Origin of the sequence: Mycobacteroides sp. CBMA 271 (assembly GCF_009729205.1) — a bacterium.
Lineage (GTDB): Bacteria > Actinomycetota > Actinomycetes > Mycobacteriales > Mycobacteriaceae > Mycobacterium.
This window is the reverse complement of the sequence record NZ_VTHB01000002.1, coordinates 271,042-291,345: the sequence shown is the minus strand read 5'-3', so window position 1 is coordinate 291,345 and position 20,304 is coordinate 271,042. Positions and strand designations below refer to the sequence as shown.

Genomic DNA, 20,304 nt, shown 5'->3' with positions numbered 1-20,304 from the left:
CGGTGAACATTCGCAGAGCATCCATCGGCCTGGCCCTTTTCCTAGTGCTGTGTGTATCGGTTACCTGGCTGGTATCGGTGACCTTGCTGCGCACGGTCACCGGGCCGGTGAATACCTATTCGGCGGTGTTCACCAACGTGGCGGGACTGCATGCCGGTGATGACGTCCGGGTCGCCGGAGTGCGCGTCGGCAGGGTGGAGAAGATCGTCTTGGGGGATGGCGCACTGGCAAATGTGACATTTCAGGTACATCGGGAACAGACCCTCTACACCGACACCGTGGCATCGGTGACGTACCAAAACATAGTGGGACAGCGCTATCTCGGCTTGGCGCCCGGGCGAGATGAGAAGAGACTGATTCTGACCGATCGCGGCCAGATACCCGTCGAGCGTACGGAGCCCTCCTTCGACATCACGAAGCTTCTGCGTGGATTTGAACCGCTCTTCGCGTTGTTGGACCCACAGCAAGTCGACAACCTCACCAAAGGAATTGTCCAAGCGCTGCAAGGAGATAGCAGTTCGGTACTGACGCTCATCACACAGACCTCGGCACTGGCAGAACTATTCGCCGGCCCCGATCAGATCCTCGGGGATGTCATCACCAACCTGAACGACACGGTAAGCATCCTGGCGAACCAGAACACGAATCTGCAGCTAGTCATTTCACGCACCCGAGAGTTGATGGTGGCGTTGGGAACTCGGCGTTCCGAACTCGTCGCATCGGTCGGCTCCATTAACTCCACCGTGAACCGACTGTCCACGATCGCCGGAAGCATCCAGCCGGATATCAACGAACTGATGGCCCGCGAACCCGGTCTCACCCGCTATCTCACCGCCGATGCGCGCGACCGGTTCGCGTACTTCGGCGCCAACCTACCGGCCATGCTCAAGGGTGTGGCCCGCGCGATGCAATCCGGGACCTATGCCGATGTGTATCCCTGCGATATCAACGTCACCATTTTCGACTTCCTCGGCCGACTGATTCCCGACATCGTGCGGGCAGCGACACCCGGGAACACCATGAAAAACACACCGATATGCAGGTAGGTCACACGTTATGATCAAACGCGCATTCGCCGGCCTGAAGCTCAGAGGCGCCCTTGAGGACTACAACAGGGTCAAACTGGGTCTGGTCGCCCTAGCCAGCATCGCTGTTGTGGTTGGTGCAATCAGCCTAGTCGGCGCCGTCAATATTGGGAAAACCATCTACCGGGCCGAGTTCTTGCAGGCAGCCTCCGTTCGTAAGGGCGATCAAGTCACGATCGCGGGCATCCCGGTAGGCAAGGTCGAATCCCTGAAACTCGCCGGTGATCGCGTCGATATCTGGTTGTCGATCAACAACAACGTCCTCCTTGGCAGCGACACCAGGGCGGACATCAGGCTGACGACCCTCCTAGGGTCCCGCTACATCGAGGTGACTCCCGGGCGCGCGGGGGACCTCACAGACCGCACGATCCCCTTGCAGAACACCGCGGCACCCTACAACCTGCAAACTGCTTTAGCCGATGCCACAACAACATTCGATCAAATAGACGCCGATCAAATCGCCGAGTCCATGACCACCGCCTCCCGCAGTCTCCAGGGCCTGCCCGAAGCGCTCCCGGACGCTCTGCGCAACCTGCGGTCGCTATCTAAAGTTGTCTCGGATCGGCGAGATCAGCTCGGCACCCTGCTGGCCAGCACCGACACGCTCACCACAACGATCCTGAACCAAAAGGCCAACCTCGGGCTGCTGGTGACGCAAGGCCGCGACCTGCTCAAGGAAATCACCTCGCGCCGTGCAGCGGTTGAACGATTGTTCGCTGGCACCACCGCCATGGTGGCCACGCTGTCCCGAATCCTCGACGACGCACCCGCCCTCAACGACATGCTGGCAAGCGTTCGCGACTTCTCTCGGATGATCGCCGAACATGACGCATTGTTCCGCAATACGTTGCAGGTCTTGCCGATTGCCTTGCGGAATGCCGCCAACGCCTCTGGTAGCGGCACCGCGGTGGACGGAACATTCACATCGGGCCCCCTGATCGATTCGTGGATGTGCGCGATAAGTGGACGCGCCAAACAGTTCGGTTTAGTCGAGTACTTCGAGGATTGCGCATGAGTAAAAGAGCGGCTATCTCACTGACAGCGACGGTCATCGCTGTCGCCGTCGCGGTGACCATGATGATCACCCGCGCCGAGGCCAAAACGATGACGATCACCGCGCATTTCCAGGATGCCATCGGGCTATACGAGGGCAATACCGTGGCGGTGTTGGGCATGACGGTGGGCCACGTTTCCCGCATCACACCGCAGGGCGACTCCGTCGAGGCCACATTGGTGCTCGACGAGGCAGTCGACTTACCTGCCGATGTCCAGGCTGTCACCGTCTCCACGTCCATCCTCACCGACCGGCATGTGGAACTCACGCCCCCTTACCGCAGCGGACCGAGGCTACGCGACGGAGACATCATCGGCCTCGGCCGGACCCGCACGCCCGTGGAGTTCGAAAAGACGTTGGCGATGATCGACCGGCTGGCGGTGGCACTACGCGGCGACGGAGCCGGTGCCGGCCCACTGTCTGGCCTGGTGAACGTCGGGGCGCAGATCGCTACCAAAAGCGGCGATGACATCAAGGGCACCCTGAGTGAGCTGTCCTCGGCCCTGCGACTGGGATCGGATCATGGCGCACGTACTAAGGAGAACATCAGCCGAATCGCATCCGGCCTCGACGTTCTCAGTCAATCAGCGGCGGAGAACGAGCAGACGATTCGCGAGTTTGGGTCAAATATCCACCAGCTCAGCACAATCCTCGCCGATGAGAGCCTCGGCGCTGGAACGACCGGCGCGAAGATCAACCAGATTCTCATGAGGGTGGCATCGGTGCTCGAAATGAACCGAGACGGACTGACATCCACGACAAAAGACGCACGAACGATTACCCAAGCTCTCGTCGACTATCGCCGCGAAACGGCCGAGTTCTTCGACCTCGCCCCATTGACCCTGGACAACATTTGGAACGTCATCGACATCAATAACGGCGCCGTGCGACTTCACGCGCTGGCGGACAAGATCGTCCTGGACAGCCAGCTCGCCAAGGAGATGTGCAATCTCATGGGCCTTCGTCAATTGGGTTGCGCTACTGGCACTCTGCGTGACTATGGTCCTGATTTCGGGCTCACCGGCATGCTCGAACTCATGGCGGGAGACGCCAAATGAAGCCTTCCATCGGCCACATGCGTGCCCTCATGACGATAGGTGCCATAGCGGTCCTGTCTGGCTGCTCAGCCGGTTTGGAGAGCCTTCCGTCGATTTCGCCCTCGGTGGAGGGCGAAACATTCCGTCTGACAGCGGTTTTTGCGAACGCCCTAAACCTTCCCATGCACGCCAAGGTGAAAATCAACGGTGCCGATGTCGGCGAGGTCGACACCATCCACGCCATAGAGTTCACCGCGCACGTCACTATGCGCATCCGCCGCGACATTCCGGTGTACGTGGGGGCGACCGCAGAACTCAGATCTGCCACTCCACTTGGTGACCTCTTCGTCGCCATCCGGTCTGATCAAGGCACGTTTGCAAACGCCCAGCCCATGGCAGACGGCAGCACGATTGCGTTGAGCGCAACCTCTGCAGGGGCCACCGTTGAGGAGCTTCTTAGCTCAGCTGCCGTGCTTGTCAATGGCGGGGTGGTTCGAAGCCTGACCCACATCCTCAACGGCGCAGGCTCAGCCGTTGGCGATAGCGGGGGAAAAATTGCCGATCTACTTCGTCAATCGAATGAACTGGTCTCACGGCTCAATGCCCGTTCTGGGCAGATTAAGGATGCGCTTGATCACACCTCCAAGCTCGCGTCGGCCCTCTCTGCACGTCAAGACACGATCAACAACGCGCTCTCGGCGGCTGAGCCGGCAATCGCTGCTATCGCGGACAACCGAGACCAGATACTCACACTGATCGACTCCGTCGCCCGCGTGACGCGGCAGCTCTCGCGATTTCCTTCACTACAGGGCACCGATACCCGCGGACTGATCGCCGACATCAACACTCTGAGTAAGGCGTTCAACGATGCCAGCGTCGATCCGGCCACCTCTCTAACTTCGTTCAACCGGGTAATTCCACGAGTTCTCAAGCTGACCTCCGGGGCCAATCTGCACGCATCGGGCGATGTTGAGCAACTCGTCCTCGGCGCACTGCCCGATATGAACTACCCGGGCGATCCCATGGCACACGGCCCCGACGGCACCGACTGGCACGGGATGATCGGCAGCCTGCGATACCAGTGGAACCTCCTACTGAACAGAATTTACGGACCCAACCGATGAACGTTTCCCGACTCATCTCACGATGTATCGCCCCGGTCGTCGACGCGATCCGGGCTCTTCAAGCACGACGCGCCACCGTTGCAATCGCAGGGTTGTTCTGTGCGTTTCTCCTAGCATTGGGCTACGTGTCGGCAGGCGCACTCGGCTACAACCCGATCCGCCCCACCATCGCGCTTCGCGTACAGCTCCCCGAATCCGGGGGACTGCTCGCCGGTCAGGACGTGACCTTGCGCGGCGTTCACATCGGCACCGTTCAGGCCATCCAGGTGGCAGACGATGGACTGCTCGCAGACATCGCGATAGATCCCAGCGTCCGTATTCCAAGGGATGCGGCGTTCCGGGTATCGGGACTCTCGCCAGCCGGCGAACAATATCTCGACATCCGGCCCGCCCATAGGAACGGCCCATTTCTGCATGACGGTGAAACCGTCGGCATGAATCAGACCGCCATTCCGGTGCAGTTCTACAAACTGGTCACAGATGCCGAAGGGCTTCTTGCACAGCTTGATCCGAAAGAGCTCGCCGCGATGACGAAGGAAATCGGCGTTGGAAGAGCGGGTCCTAAAAAGCTAGCCGATATCCTCGACGGCGGGGTGTTTCTCATATCAACACTGGATTCGGCACTGCCAGAAACGATTCGGCTGATCCGCAGCAGTCGCACCGTATTGACCATGATCTCCGATGCGGGTCCAAAGTTGCGTGAAACCGGGGCGAATTTGCGAGATGTAATGGCGGGCGCCAACCGGATGCAGGGTGGCTACCGCACACTCGTGGGCACTGGAAGTCGGCCGCTATCGGCATTGGATTCCGTGATTGCCGACAACTCAGACACCATGGTCCAGTTACTCGGCAATCTGACCACCGTCGCGCAGCTGTCCTACGTGCGAGTGCCCGCTCTGAAAGCACTGTTTCCTCCTATCGAACAACGCGGTTCGGTGCTCGACGCCGTGGGATCGATCTTTCACGACGGATATGTCTGGGAGATCGTCGATCCGTACCCACGCTATTCGTGCGACTACGGCCTGCCTCGGCATCCTCCGTCTCAAGCGGATTTTCCGGAGCCGTATCGATACACCTACTGCGCCAATCCGGACCCTTCGGTACTCGTCCGGGGTGCGCGCAACGCACCGCGACCTCCCGGGGATGACACCGCGGGGCCACCCCCGGAATACGACCGCGTGGCGGTAACAGATCCAACTCCTGTTGGCCCCAACACCATTCCCACGCCATACGGCGGTCCGCCGCCGGACCTGGCACCGCCACCCAAATAGAGCTAGGAGGATCCGTGCCTAAGCGAATGCCACCCAGGGATGTGTTCGATGAGAACGTCGAGGAAGGAGCAGACGAACCCCGTCCGGACCGACGGGGCAAGCTGATCCGAGGACTCTTACTCGGCGGCCCGCTGTTAATCCTGGCCACTGCGATAGGTGTGGCTGCATTTCTTGGGTGGCAGCTCAAACGCCAACACGAGGTGCTGGACACCCGGCAGGCGGCATTGGAAGTTGCCAATGACTATGCGGTGGTCCTGACCAGTATCGACAGCGCCAAGGTCGATGACAATTACGCCAAGGTGCTCGACGGCGCCACCGGCGAATTCCGGGACAAGTACAGCCAATCCGCTGCCCAACTTCGCAAACTACTGGTCGACAACAAGGCCGTCAGCCGCAGCATCGTGGTCGATTCCGCCATCAAGTCGGCCACCCCGAACAGGGTCGAGGTCATGCTCTTTGTCGACCGATCGATATCTAACGTAGCCAACCCCACACCACGGATCGATCGTTGCCGATTGGTGATCACCATGGAGCACGTCGCGAATCGTTGGCTAGCAAGCAAAGTGGACATCAAGTAGGGATTATGAGCAGCACCATTCTTAGGGCATTGCTTTGTGCGGGGTGGGTCGGCGTCACCACACTGATGGCCGCACCGCCAGCACAAGCCGACAGCGCATGCGATACGGCATTGGGCGGCCAGTGGGATCGTCAAAATGACACGTGCACAACGATGCTCGTTTCACAGCGACAAGCAGTACTAACCCTGAGTGTGGACCTGCCTCAAGACGTGATCGGCCATCCGACGCTCGGCCCACCACTTCTTAGCTACCTGCGAGATCGTGCCCAGAGCTGGCGCGTCGAGGGTTACAAAATGGCACGCGCGAGCGACGTCACGATCGATCACCGAACGTATTTACACAAGACCGTTAAATCGTTGGTAATACACGAGTTTCAGCAGACTGTGGGTAACAGGGCCAATAACTCCTTTCGGAGCTTCATCTTCGACATGGCTACCGGGAAACAACTCACGCTGGCCGATCTATTCAAACCTGGTGTCGATCCGCGGACGGCGCTGCCACCGCTGGCCAGACCGTTCCTCGCCGAATCGCTCGACAGGGCGCAGCCGCCGCACGAAACCGGCACCTATCCGTTCACCACCGACCGCTTCGAGCCGCAGGCAGGTGCTTTCAACTACTCCGGCGACTATCGAGCGTTCGCGTTGACCCCCGACGAGCTGATCCTTTTCATGCCCGATCGGCCCATAGCCCACGAGGACCCTCCGCCGCAGGACCGGCTGGTGTGGTCGATGGACGGCGGAGCCGTCGAAGCCCACGTCCCGTTGACTGCTCTCAACTCGATTCTGCGGCAAGGCTTAACTGTCTGATGTTCGCGCTCAAACAGATTGAAAGGTGTTGTGCATCAAAATAATTCGAACCAAGCGCCGCAACTGGCCGCGCAAACGGTTAGCTTCAGTTCAAGCTGAAAATTCCCACACCTACAACCGAACCTACCTAGACAGCGGAACAGGCGGTGCGCACATGCCCCATGTAACTCATTACCGGATGTATATCAACGGAGACTGGGTGGACTCGCCGTCTGTGGTCGAAATCCATTCGCCTACAGACGGATCGCTGGTAGCTACAGTCGCTGAAGGTGATGCGGACACAGTAGACCGCGCGGTCGCAGCGGCAAAGGCGGCGCACTATTCGGGGATCTGGCGTGACCGGACCCCGGCTTCGCGCGCCGCAGTCCTCGATGACATCGCGGATATCCTCGAAGCGAGGATTGATGAACTCGTCGCGTTGCAGGTCCGTGAGAATGGGGCGACGATACGCGCGGCATCCTCGTTCTTGGTGGGGTATTCGATTGCCCATCTTCGCTATTTCGCTAATCTCGCAAGGAAATTCCCGTTCGAACAACTCGGCGATCTGATCGAATCTCCCACCCTGGCAACAGGAATAATCCGCAATGAACCGGTCGGTGTGTGCGGTGCAATAGTGCCGTGGAATTTTCCCTTGTTGATAGCGGTGTGGAAGCTCGCACCTGCGCTGGCCGCGGGCAACACGATAGTTGTCAAACCCGATGAGCAGACGCCACTGACGTTACTTGAACTTGTTCGCGCTGCAGAGGAGGCGGGGCTTCCGGCGGGCGTGCTGAATGTGGTGACCGGTCCGGGTCACACGGCAGGGGCCCGGCTGGTTGAGCATCCCGATGTCCGCAAGATCGCGTTCACCGGCTCAACCGAAGTAGGCAGACTGGTGATGCGCGGGGCCGCCGAAAACATCAAGAAGGTCACCCTCGAACTCGGAGGTAAGGGCGCAAATATTGTTCTGGATGACGCCGATATCGACCTCGCAGTCGATGGCACGCTGTTCGGGTTCCTTCTGCTCAGCGGTCAGGTCTGTACGTCTGGGACGCGATTGCTGCTTCCCGCTTCCATCCACGACGCTTTCGTAGAGAAATTGGTCACCCGCATTGCGACGATCGCTATGGGTGATCCGATGGATATCACGACCGACATCGGCCCTGTTGTATCGCTGACACAGAAGCAGCGGGTGGAGAAGTACATAGCGCTTGGCCAAGAGGAGGGTGCGACCGTCGCCTACCAGGGGACACCACCGCAAGACCCGGCCCTGGCAAACGGGCACTGGGTGGCCCCAGTGATTTTCACCGACGTCACCAATGACATGAGGATCGCTCGTGAGGAGATATTCGGTCCCGTTCTCGCAGTAATCCGGTACGAGGACGACGACGACGCGGTACGAATCGCGAACGACAGCGAGTACGGATTGTCGGCGGGCGTGTGGAGCACTGACAACCAACGGGCACTGGCCTTGGCGCGCCGACTTGAAGCAGGATCCGTCTGGATTAACGACTGGCACATGGTGAGCTGCCAGCATCCGTTCGGAGGCTTCAAACAGTCGGGCCTTGGACGGGAACTAGGCCCCGACGCCCTTCGTGAGTATCTCGAGCCGAAGTTCATACATGTCGACCTGACGAACGACAAGGCCAAGCATGCATTTTCGTTGGTGTTGTCAGCTCCTGCTTGACCGCTTTGTCTAACGGACAATCCGACGCATCTCGGGGCCGGATGCGGTCTAGCGCCGCTGTGTTACTGGACCGGTGTTGTCGCCGGCGGACTCTGCTCGTCATCTCAAACATCATCGATAACTAAACCTGAAGAAGGAGACAGCGATGAAAACCACGGCCGCAGTACTTTTGGAGGCGGGCAAGCCTTTCGAACTCATGGAGCTCGAACTCGACGGGCCAGGTGAGGGCGAGGTGCTCATCAACTATACCGTTGCCGGACTGTGCCATTCGGATCTGCATTTGACCGACGGGGATCTGCCTCCGCGTTACCCCATTATCGGTGGGCACGAGGGCGCGGGCATCATCGAAGAAGTCGGGCCCGGGGTGACCAAGGTCAAACCCGGAGACCACGTGGTGTGCAGTTTTATCCCGAGCTGCGGGTATTGCCGCTACTGCTCGACGGGGCGGCAGAGCCTGTGCGACATGGGCGCAACCATCCTGGAGGGGTGCATGCCCGACGGTACCTTCCGATTCCGTGACAAGGAAACCGATTTCGGACAGATGTGCATGCTGGGCACCTTCGCTCAGAAAGCGACCATCTCGCAGTATTCGGTGGTCAAGATCGACGACTGGATTCCGCTTGAGACGGCGGTGCTCGTCGGATGTGGAGTACCTACCGGATGGGGCAGTGCCACCTACGCCGGTGACGTGCGGCCAGGAGACGTCACCGTGGTGTACGGGATCGGCGGGATCGGCATCAATGCCGTGCAGGGTGCCGCACAGGCGGGCGCCAAGTACATCGTGGCCGTTGACCCCGTCCCGTTCAAGCGGGACATGGCATCCAAATTCGGTGCCACGCACGCGGTCGCGACCGCGGAGGAGGCCGCCGAGAAGCTCAATGAGCTGTCTTGGGGGCAGGGGGCGGACCAAGCGATCATCACTGTCGGGGTGGTGGATGAGGAAGTGGTCACCGCCGCGTTCAATGCTATCGGCAAGGGCGGCACAGTGGTGGTGACCGGCCTGGCAGATCCGGAGAAGCTGACGGTGCATGTGTCAGGGATGGAGCTGACTCTCAACCAAAAGACCATCAAAGGGACCCTGTTCGGCTCCGCCAACCCGCAGTACGACATCGTGCGACTGCTTCGGCTTTACGACGCCGGGCAGCTACAGCTCGATGAGCTGGTGACCACCAAATACCGCCTGGAGGACATCAACCAGGGCTACCAGGACCTGCGCGATGGCAAGAACATTCGCGGAGTGATCGTGCACTGATCTGCGGTGTGGACAGCGGGTATAGCCTTCAGTGGCAAGCGATTCCAGCAAGTGTGCGGTGGCCTGTGGAATATCGGCACGGCGCGCGAGTTCGGTGGTGCTGACACCGGTTCCGGTTTCGTTCGAGACCGTTCGAAGGAGCGCCGTGGTCCGGCGTACCACGCTTGGGTGCCTCGGTCACCCTGCCTACGATACGCGTCCGATAAGTGGACGCCCTGGCCGTGCATGGAGGTGGTTATGAGCGACAAACGGATCATCGAGCAGCGCGGTCTATGGTTCGAGGAATTCAAGACCGATGTGTTGTATCTGCACCGACCCGGTCGGACGATTACTGAGGCCGACAACGTTCTGTTCACGACGTTGACCATGAACACCCAGGCACTGCACCTCGACGCGGCGTTCTCGGAGTCGTTACCACCGTTCAATCAGCGCTTGGTGAACTCGATGTTCACGCTGTCGACGTTGGTTGGGTTGTCGGTAGCGCAACTGACCCAAGGCACCATCGTCGGGAATCTGGGATTTTCCGACATCGCCTTTCCTAAACCGCTGTTCCACGGAGACACGCTCTATGCGGAGTCCGAGGTGATCGACAAGCGCGAGTCCAAGAGCCGCCCGGGAGAGGGCATCGTCACCTTTGCGCACATCGGCAGGAATCAGCACGGTGACGTGGTGGCAACGGCGTTGCGAAAGACCATGGTGCGCAAACGAGCTGAAAGACAGGGCTAATGACACTCGCCAATATAGGACCGGGCTGGCTCTTCTGTCCCGCTGACCGTCCCGAGCGCTTCGAAAAGGCTTCCGTTGCTGCAGATGTGGTGATTCTCGATCTTGAGGATGGGGTGGCGGACACCGACCGCCCCGCCGCCCGCGACGCGTTGATCAATACCCCACTGGATCCCACACGGACGGTGGTTCGCCTCAATCCGGCCGGCACAGCCGATCACCTGCTGGATGTGGAAGCGATCGCGCGGACCGCGTACACCACGGTGATGCTGGCCAAGAGTGAGCACGCGGATCAGGTCATCGCCCTGGCGCCGCTGGATGTGGTGGTGCTCGTCGAAACCCCGCTCGGGGCCCTCAACGTCGTTGAGTTGGTGAGGCCCGAGAACGCCGTCGCGGCGATGTGGGGCGCGGAGGACCTATTCGCTGCCACCTGGGGCACCGACAACCGATGGCCCGACGGCCGTTACCGCGATGTGGCACAGCACGTTCGTTCCCAGACTCTTTTGGCGGCAAAGGCATTCGGCCGGATGGCGCTGGACTCGGTGTATCTCGACATCAAGGGACTCGACAGGCTGCGTGCGGAGGCAGATGATGCTGTGGCCGTCGGGTTCGATGCCAAGGTGGCCATCCATCCCACCCAGGTGAGCGTCATTCGGGAGGCATACAGGCCGACCGAGGAGCGGGTTCGGTGGGCGCGCGGGGCGCTCGAACTGGCGGGTCGGGAACGTGGTGTCTTCCAGTTTGAAGGCACGATGGTCGATGCGCCCGTGCTCAGGCGTGCCGAACGGATTGTCGAACTGAGTACTGGAATCCAGGATGACGGCTCGAGCGAGTCGTTAAAGTCATGCTCGATCCGTCCCGTTGATCTGTGGTCGGAGGGCAGCGGTGCAGGTGGTGAAACGAGACGATGAAGTCCTATGACGCAGGGTCAGTGGCGTCCCCGATCATCGAGGAGACGATCGGGGAGAACTTCGAGCGCGTAGCCCGCGCCTACCCCGACATCGATGCCCTCGTCGATGTTCCGGGTGGCCGCAGATGGACCTACCGCGAACTCGACACCGAGATCAATCACGTTGCGCGCGGCCTCATGTCGCTGGGGATCGCCGCGGGCGACCGGGTCGGCATCTGGGCGCCGAACTGTGCCGAATGGGTGCTGGTGCAATACGCCACCGCGAAGATTGGCGCGATTCTGGTCAACATCAATCCGGCGTACCGGACCCATGAGCTGACGTATGCCCTCAATCAGTCGGGTGTTCGCACGCTGATCTGTGCCACGGCGTTCAAGTCCTCGGACTATGTGGCGATGACCAATCAGGTGCGTCCGGACAGCTCCACGCTGCTGGACGTGGTGTTCATCGGCACCTCCGATTGGGCGGATCTGGTGGGGGGAGCTGAACAAGTCTCCGAGGCGGCGCTGCGGGACCGGATGTCGCAGCTGTCCAACACCGATCCCATAAATATCCAATATACGTCGGGGACAACGGGTTATCCGAAGGGCGCGACGTTGTCGCACCGCAATGTGCTCAACAACGGGTACTTTGTGACCGAGTCGATTCATCTCGAAGCCGGCGACAGACTGTGCGTCCCGGTGCCCTTCTATCATTGCTTCGGAATGGTTCTGGGCAACCTCGGATGCACGACGCACGGTGCCACCATCGTGGTGCCTGCGCCGGGGTTCGATCCTGCGTGCACTCTCGACGCAATCGAACGTGAGCGCTGTGTCGGGGTGTACGGGGTGCCCACCATGTTCATCGCGATGCTCGCGGACCCGGATTTCGCGCAGCGCGACCTGTCCTCGTTGCGGACCGGAATCATGGCTGGTTCGGTGTGCCCGGTCGAGGTGATGAAGCGGTGCATCGACGAATTGCGCATGGATGAGGTCGCCATCGCCTATGGCATGACGGAGACCTCACCGGTCTCCTGCCAGACGCTCTTCGATGACGACCTGGAACGCCGCACCGCGACCGTCGGACGCGCGCATCCGCACGTAGAGGTCCAGGTGGTCGACCCCGACACCGGAGCAGTGGTGGAGCGCGGGCAATCCGGTGAGCTGTGTACACGTGGTTACTCGGTGATGCTCGGATACTGGAACGACGAGGAACACACCCGCGAGGTGATTGACGCCGACGGCTGGATGCATACCGGAGACCTGGCAGTAATGCGAGAAGATGGCTACTGCACCATCATTGGGCGAATCAAGGACATGGTGATACGCGGCGGCGAGAACATCTCCCCGCGCGAGATTGAGGAGTTCCTGCTGACCCACCCCGACATCGAGGACGTACAGGTTGTCGGGGTGCCCGATGAGAAGTATGGCGAGGAGCTGTGTGCGTGGCTCAGGATGAGGACAGGATGCCTGGCGTTAGATGCCGGTGCCGTCCGCGCCTTCGCCGCCGGGAGGCTCGCTCACTACAAGATTCCGCGCTATGTGCACATCGTTGACAGCTTCCCGATGACGGTGACGGGGAAGGTGCGCAAGGTCGACATGCGGGCGCAGGCCGTGGAACTTCTCGGATTACAGGAGCCGGGCCGGACACATGGGAAGTAACACCTACGAAAGATTCGTTGACCACGCTTCGCATCGGTATGCGTTGTTCTCCAGGGACTATGCGGATGTATGGCGCTGGTCCGTCGACTTCGTTCCCCAGTTCTGGCGCGCGGTGTGGGAGTTCTTTGATGTGCCGGGACGTGGATTGCGTGACGGTGACGAGGGTGTGCTGGCCGATCCGGTGATGCCTGGGGCGCAATGGTTTCCGGGTACCGAGCTCAACTATGTGGATCCGGTACTACGCCACGCGCATCAGGACGGCGCCGCTATCGTGGGAGTTGACGAGGCGGGGGAGCGCACCGAGATCAGCTGGCGTGAATTGCCGCAACGGATCGGTGCGGTGGCCGCGGAGCTGCGTCGTCTCGGTGTCGGCCGTGGCGACTGTGTGGCCGCGTATCTGCCGGATGTGCCCGATGCGATGGTGGCATTCCTTGCCACCGCGGCGGTAGGTGCGGTCTGGTCGGGATGCGGCCAGGACTATGCACCCGAGGGTGCAGCCGCACGGCTGGGACAGCTCAAACCGAAGGTACTCATATCCGGCCCCGGATACCGATACAACGGCCGCTGGGTGGATAAGAGAGCCGACACCACGGAACTGCACGATCTATTGCCCGGCGGTCCTGCGCTGATAACCGAATTACCTTCGGGCAATGAAGACCCCGTGGTCGAGATGGTGCCGTTCGATCATCCGATTTGGGTGCTGTTCAGCTCCGGCACCACCGGTAAGCCCAAGGGGATCGTGCATGGCCACGGGGGCATGCTCCTGGAGCATCTCAAGAGTGTGGGGCTGCACTGTGACCTGGGGCCAGGCGATGTGTTCTTCTGGCAGACCGCGCTGTCGTGGATGATGTGGAACTATCGGCTGGGCGGTCTGCTAGTCGGAGCCACGGTCGTCTGCTACAGCGGACATCCGTTGTACCCCAACGCGGACCGGCTGTGGGAGCTACTGGAGTCCGAACGGGTGAGCTACTTCGGCACAAGCCCCGGGCACCTTCAGGCCACCAAGAAGGCTGGGTTGAAGCCCCGGGACGAGCATGACCTGGGCGCGCTGAAGACGTTGGGAAGCAGTGGATCTCCACTATCTGCCGATCTGTTCGGCTGGGCGGGTTCGTTTGTCGGGGCCGCGGTGTCCTCGCTGTCGGGCGGCACCGATGTCTGCACCGCCTTCGCCGGCGGCACACCGGGAGTGCCAGCACGCCCCGGCGAGTTGACCGCTCGCTATCTGGGGGTGGACCTGCACAGCTGGTCGCACGATCGCCGGACACTGGTCGGGGAGGTGGGCGAGATGGTGATCCTGCAACCCATGCCGTGCATGCCGATCAGATTCTGGGACGATCCCTACGGATCGCGTTATCGGGCTGCCTATTTCGAGCATGAATGGGCCGATGGTTGCGCCCCGGGGGTCTGGCGGCACGGCGATTGGGTCACCGTCACCGATCGAGGATCGTTGGTGATCCATGGGCGTAGCGATGCCACGTTGAACCGCAACGGAATCCGGATGGGTTCGGCTGATATCTACGAGGTCGTGGAATCGATGGACGAGATCGCCGAGGGATTCGTCCTCGGTGTGGACGGCCCCGACGGCGCCTACTGGATGCCGCTATTCGTCACCATGGCACCGGGGTACACCTTCCATGCCGACCTGGGGGCGCGGATCGCCCGGGAGATTCGCGCCCGATTGTCACCTCGGCATGTCCCCGACGAGGTCATCGAAGCCCCCGGAATACCGCACACCCGAACCGGAAAGAAGCTCGAGATCCCCATCTGCGGAGTGCTTGCCGGACGCGCCGACGTGTCATTAGATCCGCGGTCGATCGACAATCCGGACCTCATCGATTGGTACCGCGAGCGGGGACTTGCCCGCCGCTGGTAGTGGCCGCCGTATGGCGCAGAATCTGATCTAGCGGTCGAAGGCGATGGTGAGCGTGTCCGACTGTGGCAGCGACTGGCACGCCAGCCGCACGCCGTGACCGATCTCGTGATCGTCGAGGATGTCGTTGACCCGCATGGTCACTTCGCCCTCGCGGAGGGTGTAGGAGCAGCCGCCGCAGTTGCCCTCGCGGCATACGTAAGGCGCGTCGATCCCGAGGCTCAGGAGTACGTCCAGCAGTACCTGCTCCTTCGGCCAGCAGACCTGGTGGGTATCACCGTCGATCTCCACGGTCGCGCTCACCGCCGCCGGATCGGTCGACGCCGCCGCGGGCTGTGGTGCCGCGGCGAAGGCATCGGTGCTCAGCGACACGAAGATCTCGCGGTGGATGTTCTCGTGGGCTAGTCCGATACCGCTTAGTGCAGCCGACGCAGTGTCCATGAAAGCCCCAGGGCCGCACAGGTATGCGGTGGCGCCGGGGCGGGCTGGCAGGAGTGCGCGCAGCCCCTCGGCGGTCGGCAAGCCGGATTCGGCCTCGATCCAATGCGAGACGGTCAGTCTGTCGCCGTGCTGGATCTGCAGTGCCGCGAGCTCGGCATCGAAGATCACCGAATCGCGGTCGCGATTGGCGTAGACGAGTGTGACGTCCTGGGTGGATTCGGACAGCACCGTGCGGATCATGGACATGATGGGCGTGATGCCGCTGCCGGCGGCCACGAACACCGGAACCGCCGCGGCGTCGCGCATAGTGAATGTCCCTGCAGGGCGTAGTGATTCGAACACCATTCCGGCCTTGGCGTTGTCGCATAGCCAGTTCGAGGCGTGGCCACCGACAGTTCGTTTGACGGTGACCTTCAGATGCTCGTCGATGCTCGGTGCGCTCGATAGCGAATAGCACCGGGACACCGCATCGGTATCTGCGCCGGCCGGCACGCGCAACGTCAGGAACTGCCCAGGCCTGTAGGCAAAGTCCGTTCGGGCATTCGGAGGTGCGGCGAGCACGATCGAGACCGCGTCGGGGGTTTCGGCGATGACTTCGAGCACCTCCAGCGCGTAGGCGCTGGGGGCGGTAGCCGTGAGCGTCGGCATGCAATTCCTTCCGCAGTGGTGAACACCTCATTGTCATCACATACTGTGCCATTGACAAATGGCACAGTTGCTGTTGCCATAGTTCCTCATGGGGCTCCTTGACGTCTTCAGACGCCAGCCGATCTCGGTGAATGCAAAAGCGGTGGTCACCGGCGCTGGTAGTGGAATCGGGCGTGCCTTCGCCCTCGAGCTCGCGCGCCGCGGGGGTCACGTGATCTGCGCGGATATCAATGCCGAGCGGGCCGAGGAGACGGTGGCCTTGATAGATCGGCTTTCCGCTGGCTGCGGAGACGCCGTGACCTGTGATGTTTCGTCCCGCGAGGAGGTCGAGAAGCTTGTCGCGCGGACACAAGAGATATTTGGTGGTCCGCCCACGCTGGTTATCAATAACGCCGGGGTGGGAATCGGCGGAAAGCCGGTCGGCGAATTTGGCCTTGATGACTGGAACTGGGCGCTGGGTATCAACCTGTGGGGTGTTGTCCACGGATGTGAGCTGTTCACCCCGCTGGTGCGATCCGCGGGGCGCGGCGGAATTATCAATGTGGCCTCGGCGGCGGGGTTCGCCGCGGCCCCGGCGATGGGCCCGTACAACGTGTCTAAGGCCGGCGTCATGTCGCTATCGGAGACCTTGGCTGCCGAACTGAGTGGCACGGGAATCAACGTCACCGTGTTGTGCCCGACGTTCGTCAAGACCAACGTCGCCAAGGACGGTCGCATCACTCAAGGCGCATCGGGCTTGGCCGACCGGCTCATGGAACTGACCGGTTTCTCCCCGGAGCGGGTCGCTACCCGAACCCTCGACGCGCATGACCGCGGTCGGCTATACGTGCTGCCGCAGTTGGACGCCAATGTCGTATGGCACCTCAAACGGCATTTTCCCACGCTCTATACCCGCGGCGCCGGCCTGTTGGGCCGGTTCCTGCCCGCCGACTGAACTTCGCACTACCTCACCGAAAGGAAAAACATTCCATGGCAATGGATCTTGACAACATGTTGCAGATGATCAAGGACAAGCAGTGGGCGCTTGCCGATATCGACTGGGACGCACCCGGCGCCGAGCTGATCGAGCCCGAGCTGCACGCCAAGCTCAAGCCGTTCATCGCGGACCTGATGTGGATCGAGAATGTCGGGGCACGGGGGTTCGCAGCACTGGCCAAGAAGGCGCCGACCCCGACGCTGAAGAGCATCTACGAGCATTTCCACGCCGAGGAGCAGAAGCATGCCAATGCCGAGCTCGCGCTGATGCGCCGGTGGGGGATGCTCGAGAATGACGAGATCCCTTCCCCGAGTGTCAATGTCCAGCTGGTGATCAACTTTCTCGACAAGTACTCCGACGGGATGTCGCTATCCTTCCTGGGCACGGTTATCCCGATGTTGGAGGTCGCCCTGGACGGCGCCCTCATCAAGTTCATCACCGATGAGGTTAAGGACCCGATCGCACAGGAAGCGTTCAAGCGGATCAACTCGGACGAATCACGCCATTTGGCAGTTGATTTCGAGGTCATGGATATCCTGGGTCACTCCAAGATGCGCAAGATGCTCACCGAGCTCGTCGGCGGCTGGCTCAAGCCCAGCCTGCTGATCGGCCTGCTGAGCTATGTGCCGCTGCTCAACAAGATGCGCGACAACATCGTGGCCATGGGTGTCGACGAGGAGCGCCTCTACGGGGCGATGAAACGGTACAAGAGCGTCGGCGAGCGTAATCCGAACGTCCGGCGACTGCCCATGTATCGGTTGATCTCCTGGCATGCGATGAAGGTGATCAACCGCAAGTCCAAGTACCACATCACGGCTGACTTGCTCGTCAAATTGACCGGCATGATTCCCATGCGGTTGGTGGAGAACAAGCCAACCTGGTCGCAGGAACTCACCTACGAGCCCGTCGCGTGAAAGCAGCCAGCATGACGATCTCTGTAGCCATCATCGGTGCCGGGTTCGCCGGTATCGGTGCAGCCATCCGTCTGAAAGACAAGGGTGTCAACGACTTCGCGATCTTCGAGCGCGGAGACCGGGTAGGCGGCACCTGGCGTGACAACACCTATCCCGGAGCGGCGTGTGATATCCCCTCGCGGCTGTATTCGTACAGCTTCGCCCCGAATCCCGAGTGGTCGCACACATACTCCGGTAGCGGCGAGATCCTCGGCTACATCGACCAGATGGTCGAATCCGCCGCACTGGCATCGCATATCCGCTTCGGCCACAACGTCATCGGGGTTGCCTATGACGAGGCTGCGGGGGAGTGGACTATCGAGTTTGGCAATCAAGATCCGGTGCGTGCCCGCACCGTGATCATGGCCTCCGGCCCGCTGGCGAACGTGAGCTTCCCTGCCATCCCGGGTCTTGACGCCTATGAGGGCCACAAGATCCACAGTGCGCGTTGGGATCACGATTACGACTTCACGGGTAAGCGTGTTGCCGTGGTTGGCACTGGGGCCAGTGCCGTTCAGATCGTCCCGGAACTGGTGAAGACCGCCGACATGGTGAAGGTATTCCAGCGCACGCCGGGCTGGGTACTGCCACGGGTGAACCGCGCGACCGGTGGGCAGCTCAAGGAGCTGTATCGCAACTGGCCGCTGAGCCAGCGGCTGGCACGCGCCGCCTGGTTCTGGGGACACGAGTCGGTGGCGTTGGGCGTCGTCTGGGATACGCCCTTCACCCGCATCGTCGAGGCGGTCAGCTCCGCGCACCGGCGGCTGCAGGTGAAGGATCCGTGGCTGCGCCGGCAGCTGAAGCCTGACTTCTCCGCGGGGTGCAAACGCCTGCTGATGACCAGTGACTATTACCCCGCGCTGCAGGCGGAGAACTGCAAGCTGGTCACCTGGCCCATCGCTCGCATGGCCCCGAAGGGTATCCGCACGGTCGAGGGTATCGAGCACCAATTCGATTGCATCGTCTTTGCCACCGGTTTCGACGTGTGCAAGGCGGGTACGCCCTACCCGGTTACCGGACTTGACGGCCGGGACCTGGCCACCGAATGGGGCGGCGGCGCCTATGCCTTCCGTAGCGTTGCGGTGTCGGGTTACCCGAATCTGTTCTTCACCTTCGGCCCGAATTCCGGCCCCGGGCACAGTTCCGCGCTGGTCTACATGGAAGCGCAGATCAACTACATCACCGATGCGATCTCCGCGCTGCTCACCAACGACTGGAAATCGGTGGACCCCCGGCCCGAAATCCAGGAACGCTACAACCAGGACATCCAGCGCCGCCTGCAGTCCACTACGTGGAACTCGGGATGCCAGAGTTGGTACCTCACGGACGATGGGTTCAACGCGACGATGTTCCCGGGATTCGCCACGCAGTACGTCAACCAACTCAAGAGATTCGACCTGCAGGACTATAAAATCACTGTCTCGCACACCAGCGATGAACTGATACTGACAGGGCAAGCCTCGACACCATGACCGAGTACCGGATCGACGACCTCGCACAAGCCTCGGGGACGACGACGCGGAATATCCGCGGGTACCAAGAACGTGGGCTCCTGCCCCGGCCGCTGCGCCGGGGCAGGACTGCTATCTATAACGACTGGCACCTTCGGCAATTACGGGCGATCAACCGCTTGCTCAATGAGGGTTTCACCGTCAAACACATCACCAAATTCCTTACGGGGCTGCAGCGGGGCGCCCAGCTTGCCGATGTGCTTGACCTGTCGGATCTCGAGGGTCTGTTGGAGCAGCGATGGTCCAATGCCGCCCAAGGGAATCTGTCGAAGCGGGAACTTGAGGAACTGCTGGGCCCGATCGATCCTGCGACGCTGGCGCGCTTGGTCGATGCCGGGCTGATTCAGCCTGTTGATGGCTCGGACTCTTACCTCGTCAATGATCTGGACACGATCGACACCTTCGCGGCGTTGATCTCGCGCGGAATGGAGCTGGCCAAGCTCGTTGATATCCACGTTGCGATGAACGAGAAGCTCGATCACGCCGCACGCGTGCTCGTCGGAGCCGCGCACGACGAGGTGATCCGCCAGCGCGGACCCGGTTGGATCCCGGGCACCGATGACGAACTCGCTTGGGCCACAGACCTTATCGGGACGATGCGGCGGGCCGCGACGCATTCGACACGCTCCGCCATGAACCGTGCGCTCGACGACGCACTGCGCGCCGAAATGGAGCTGTATCGAGAGCGAGCGCAGCTGCCCGCTGATCATCCCCATAGCGAGTAGTTGGCAATCAGCTCATCACGCGGGGAGGCGTCCTGC

Annotated in this window: 17 protein-coding genes and 2 pseudogenes; 17 read left to right on the top strand and 2 right to left on the bottom strand. The window is 61.2% G+C overall.

Annotated features, from left to right (window positions below; genetic code table 11):
• Positions 1 to 2: 2 nt before the first annotated feature.
• From FZI91_RS06785 to FZI91_RS06745, 9 genes are all read left to right on the top strand, one after another.
• Positions 3 to 1,046 carry an MlaD family protein gene (locus FZI91_RS06785; RefSeq protein WP_166548238.1) on the top strand — a complete coding sequence of 348 codons (1,044 nt, stop codon included), beginning with the start codon at positions 3 to 5 and terminating at the stop codon, positions 1,044 to 1,046.
• A gap of 10 nt (positions 1,047 to 1,056) precedes the next feature.
• Positions 1,057 to 2,100, top strand: a complete 1,044-nt coding sequence (locus tag FZI91_RS06780) for an MCE family protein (protein ID WP_155938074.1) — start codon at positions 1,057 to 1,059, stop codon at positions 2,098 to 2,100.
• Positions 2,097 to 3,197 carry an MCE family protein gene (locus FZI91_RS06775; protein ID WP_166548237.1) on the top strand — a complete coding sequence of 367 codons (1,101 nt, stop codon included), beginning with the start codon at positions 2,097 to 2,099 and terminating at the stop codon, positions 3,195 to 3,197. Before FZI91_RS06780 ends, FZI91_RS06775 begins: the two co-directional genes overlap by 4 nt.
• On the top strand, positions 3,194 to 4,300 hold the full coding sequence (locus FZI91_RS06770) for an MCE family protein (protein ID WP_239001919.1): 1,107 nt from the start codon (positions 3,194 to 3,196) through the stop codon (positions 4,298 to 4,300). The genes FZI91_RS06775 and FZI91_RS06770 overlap by 4 nt, the downstream gene beginning before the upstream one ends.
• Positions 4,297 to 5,571 carry an MlaD family protein gene (locus FZI91_RS06765; protein WP_155938073.1) on the top strand — a complete coding sequence of 425 codons (1,275 nt, stop codon included), beginning with the start codon at positions 4,297 to 4,299 and terminating at the stop codon, positions 5,569 to 5,571. The genes FZI91_RS06770 and FZI91_RS06765 overlap by 4 nt, the downstream gene beginning before the upstream one ends.
• Positions 5,572 to 5,585: 14 nt before the next feature.
• The gene (locus FZI91_RS06760) at positions 5,586 to 6,149 is read left to right on the top strand and encodes a hypothetical protein (protein WP_309224184.1); all 564 of its coding nucleotides are present in this window, start codon (positions 5,586 to 5,588) and stop codon (positions 6,147 to 6,149) included.
• Between the two features lie 5 nt (positions 6,150 to 6,154).
• Complete coding sequence (locus tag FZI91_RS06755; RefSeq protein WP_155938072.1) at positions 6,155 to 6,955, top strand: RsiV family protein; 801 nt, start codon at positions 6,155 to 6,157, stop codon at positions 6,953 to 6,955.
• Between the two features lie 154 nt (positions 6,956 to 7,109).
• On the top strand, positions 7,110 to 8,621 hold the full coding sequence (locus FZI91_RS06750) for an aldehyde dehydrogenase (protein ID WP_155938557.1): 1,512 nt from the start codon (positions 7,110 to 7,112) through the stop codon (positions 8,619 to 8,621).
• Positions 8,622 to 8,766: 145 nt separating this feature from the next.
• Complete coding sequence (locus FZI91_RS06745; protein ID WP_155938071.1) at positions 8,767 to 9,873, top strand: NDMA-dependent alcohol dehydrogenase; 1,107 nt, start codon at positions 8,767 to 8,769, stop codon at positions 9,871 to 9,873.
• A gap of 24 nt (positions 9,874 to 9,897) precedes the next feature.
• On the opposite strand, the pseudogene FZI91_RS06740 reads toward FZI91_RS06745, so the two are convergent.
• A pseudogene (locus FZI91_RS06740) lies at positions 9,898 to 10,035 on the bottom strand (helix-turn-helix domain-containing protein); the annotation flags it as partial.
• A gap of 75 nt (positions 10,036 to 10,110) precedes the next feature.
• On the opposite strand from FZI91_RS06740, the gene FZI91_RS06735 reads away from it, so the two are divergent.
• The 4 genes and pseudogenes from FZI91_RS06735 to FZI91_RS06720 all read left to right on the top strand — a co-directional run bounded on the left by FZI91_RS06735 (position 10,111) and on the right by FZI91_RS06720 (position 15,017).
• Positions 10,111 to 10,599: a MaoC family dehydratase gene (locus FZI91_RS06735; RefSeq protein ID WP_162526578.1), complete on the top strand. Its 489-nt coding sequence runs from the start codon at positions 10,111 to 10,113 to the stop codon at positions 10,597 to 10,599.
• Positions 10,599 to 11,399, top strand: a pseudogene (locus FZI91_RS06730) (HpcH/HpaI aldolase/citrate lyase family protein); the annotation flags it as partial. The gene FZI91_RS06735 and the pseudogene FZI91_RS06730, both read left to right, overlap by 1 nt.
• A 104-nt stretch (positions 11,400 to 11,503) precedes the next feature.
• Positions 11,504 to 13,144, top strand: coding sequence for an AMP-binding protein (locus tag FZI91_RS06725; protein ID WP_155938068.1), 1,641 nt, complete (start codon positions 11,504 to 11,506; stop codon positions 13,142 to 13,144).
• A complete protein-coding gene (locus tag FZI91_RS06720) occupies positions 13,134 to 15,017 on the top strand; it encodes an AMP-binding protein (protein ID WP_155938067.1) in 1,884 nt (627 codons plus the stop codon). The genes FZI91_RS06725 and FZI91_RS06720 overlap by 11 nt, the downstream gene beginning before the upstream one ends.
• A gap of 27 nt (positions 15,018 to 15,044) precedes the next feature.
• Here FZI91_RS06720 and FZI91_RS06715 read toward each other — a convergent pair whose 3' ends face one another.
• A complete protein-coding gene (locus FZI91_RS06715; RefSeq protein WP_155938066.1) occupies positions 15,045 to 16,103 on the bottom strand; it encodes a ferredoxin--NADP reductase in 1,059 nt (352 codons plus the stop codon).
• Positions 16,104 to 16,191: 88 nt separating this feature from the next.
• On the opposite strand from FZI91_RS06715, the gene FZI91_RS06710 reads away from it, so the two are divergent.
• Genes FZI91_RS06710 through FZI91_RS06695 form a run of 4 tightly spaced genes read left to right on the top strand, consistent with a single transcriptional unit; the run spans position 16,192 to position 20,268 of the window.
• Positions 16,192 to 17,037: an SDR family NAD(P)-dependent oxidoreductase gene (locus FZI91_RS06710; RefSeq protein WP_155938065.1), complete on the top strand. Its 846-nt coding sequence runs from the start codon at positions 16,192 to 16,194 to the stop codon at positions 17,035 to 17,037.
• 35 nt (positions 17,038 to 17,072) lie between these two features.
• Positions 17,073 to 17,993, top strand: a complete 921-nt coding sequence (locus FZI91_RS06705; RefSeq protein ID WP_155938064.1) for a ferritin-like domain-containing protein — start codon at positions 17,073 to 17,075, stop codon at positions 17,991 to 17,993.
• A gap of 11 nt (positions 17,994 to 18,004) precedes the next feature.
• Entirely contained in the window at positions 18,005 to 19,504 is a 1,500-nt protein-coding gene (locus FZI91_RS06700; RefSeq protein ID WP_155938063.1) for an NAD(P)/FAD-dependent oxidoreductase, read from the top strand.
• Positions 19,501 to 20,268: a MerR family transcriptional regulator gene (locus FZI91_RS06695; protein ID WP_155938062.1), complete on the top strand. Its 768-nt coding sequence runs from the start codon at positions 19,501 to 19,503 to the stop codon at positions 20,266 to 20,268. Before FZI91_RS06700 ends, FZI91_RS06695 begins: the two co-directional genes overlap by 4 nt.
• The last annotated feature ends 36 nt before the right edge of the window (positions 20,269 to 20,304 follow it).

Excerpts from the sequence above, each read along its gene's own strand:
- FZI91_RS06780 (WP_155938074.1), top strand. The coding sequence starts at position 1,057 with ATGATCAAACGCGCATTCGCCGGCCTGAAGCTCAGAGGCGCCCTTGAG.
- FZI91_RS06775 (WP_166548237.1), top strand. The coding sequence starts at position 2,097 with ATGAGTAAAAGAGCGGCTATCTCACTGACAGCGACGGTCATCGCTGTC.
- FZI91_RS06770 (WP_239001919.1), top strand. The coding sequence starts at position 3,194 with ATGAAGCCTTCCATCGGCCACATGCGTGCCCTCATGACGATAGGTGCC.
- FZI91_RS06765 (WP_155938073.1), top strand. The coding sequence starts at position 4,297 with ATGAACGTTTCCCGACTCATCTCACGATGTATCGCCCCGGTCGTCGAC.
- FZI91_RS06755 (WP_155938072.1), top strand. The coding sequence starts at position 6,155 with ATGAGCAGCACCATTCTTAGGGCATTGCTTTGTGCGGGGTGGGTCGGC.
- FZI91_RS06750 (WP_155938557.1), top strand. The coding sequence starts at position 7,110 with ATGCCCCATGTAACTCATTACCGGATGTATATCAACGGAGACTGGGTG.
- FZI91_RS06745 (WP_155938071.1), top strand. The coding sequence starts at position 8,767 with ATGAAAACCACGGCCGCAGTACTTTTGGAGGCGGGCAAGCCTTTCGAA.
- FZI91_RS06735 (WP_162526578.1), top strand. The coding sequence starts at position 10,111 with ATGAGCGACAAACGGATCATCGAGCAGCGCGGTCTATGGTTCGAGGAA.
- FZI91_RS06725 (WP_155938068.1), top strand. The coding sequence starts at position 11,504 with ATGAAGTCCTATGACGCAGGGTCAGTGGCGTCCCCGATCATCGAGGAG.
- FZI91_RS06720 (WP_155938067.1), top strand. The coding sequence starts at position 13,134 with ATGGGAAGTAACACCTACGAAAGATTCGTTGACCACGCTTCGCATCGG.
- FZI91_RS06715 (WP_155938066.1), bottom strand. The coding sequence starts at position 16,103 with ATGCCGACGCTCACGGCTACCGCCCCCAGCGCCTACGCGCTGGAGGTG.
- FZI91_RS06710 (WP_155938065.1), top strand. The coding sequence starts at position 16,192 with ATGGGGCTCCTTGACGTCTTCAGACGCCAGCCGATCTCGGTGAATGCA.
- FZI91_RS06705 (WP_155938064.1), top strand. The coding sequence starts at position 17,073 with ATGGCAATGGATCTTGACAACATGTTGCAGATGATCAAGGACAAGCAG.
- FZI91_RS06700 (WP_155938063.1), top strand. The coding sequence starts at position 18,005 with ATGACGATCTCTGTAGCCATCATCGGTGCCGGGTTCGCCGGTATCGGT.
- FZI91_RS06695 (WP_155938062.1), top strand. The coding sequence starts at position 19,501 with ATGACCGAGTACCGGATCGACGACCTCGCACAAGCCTCGGGGACGACG.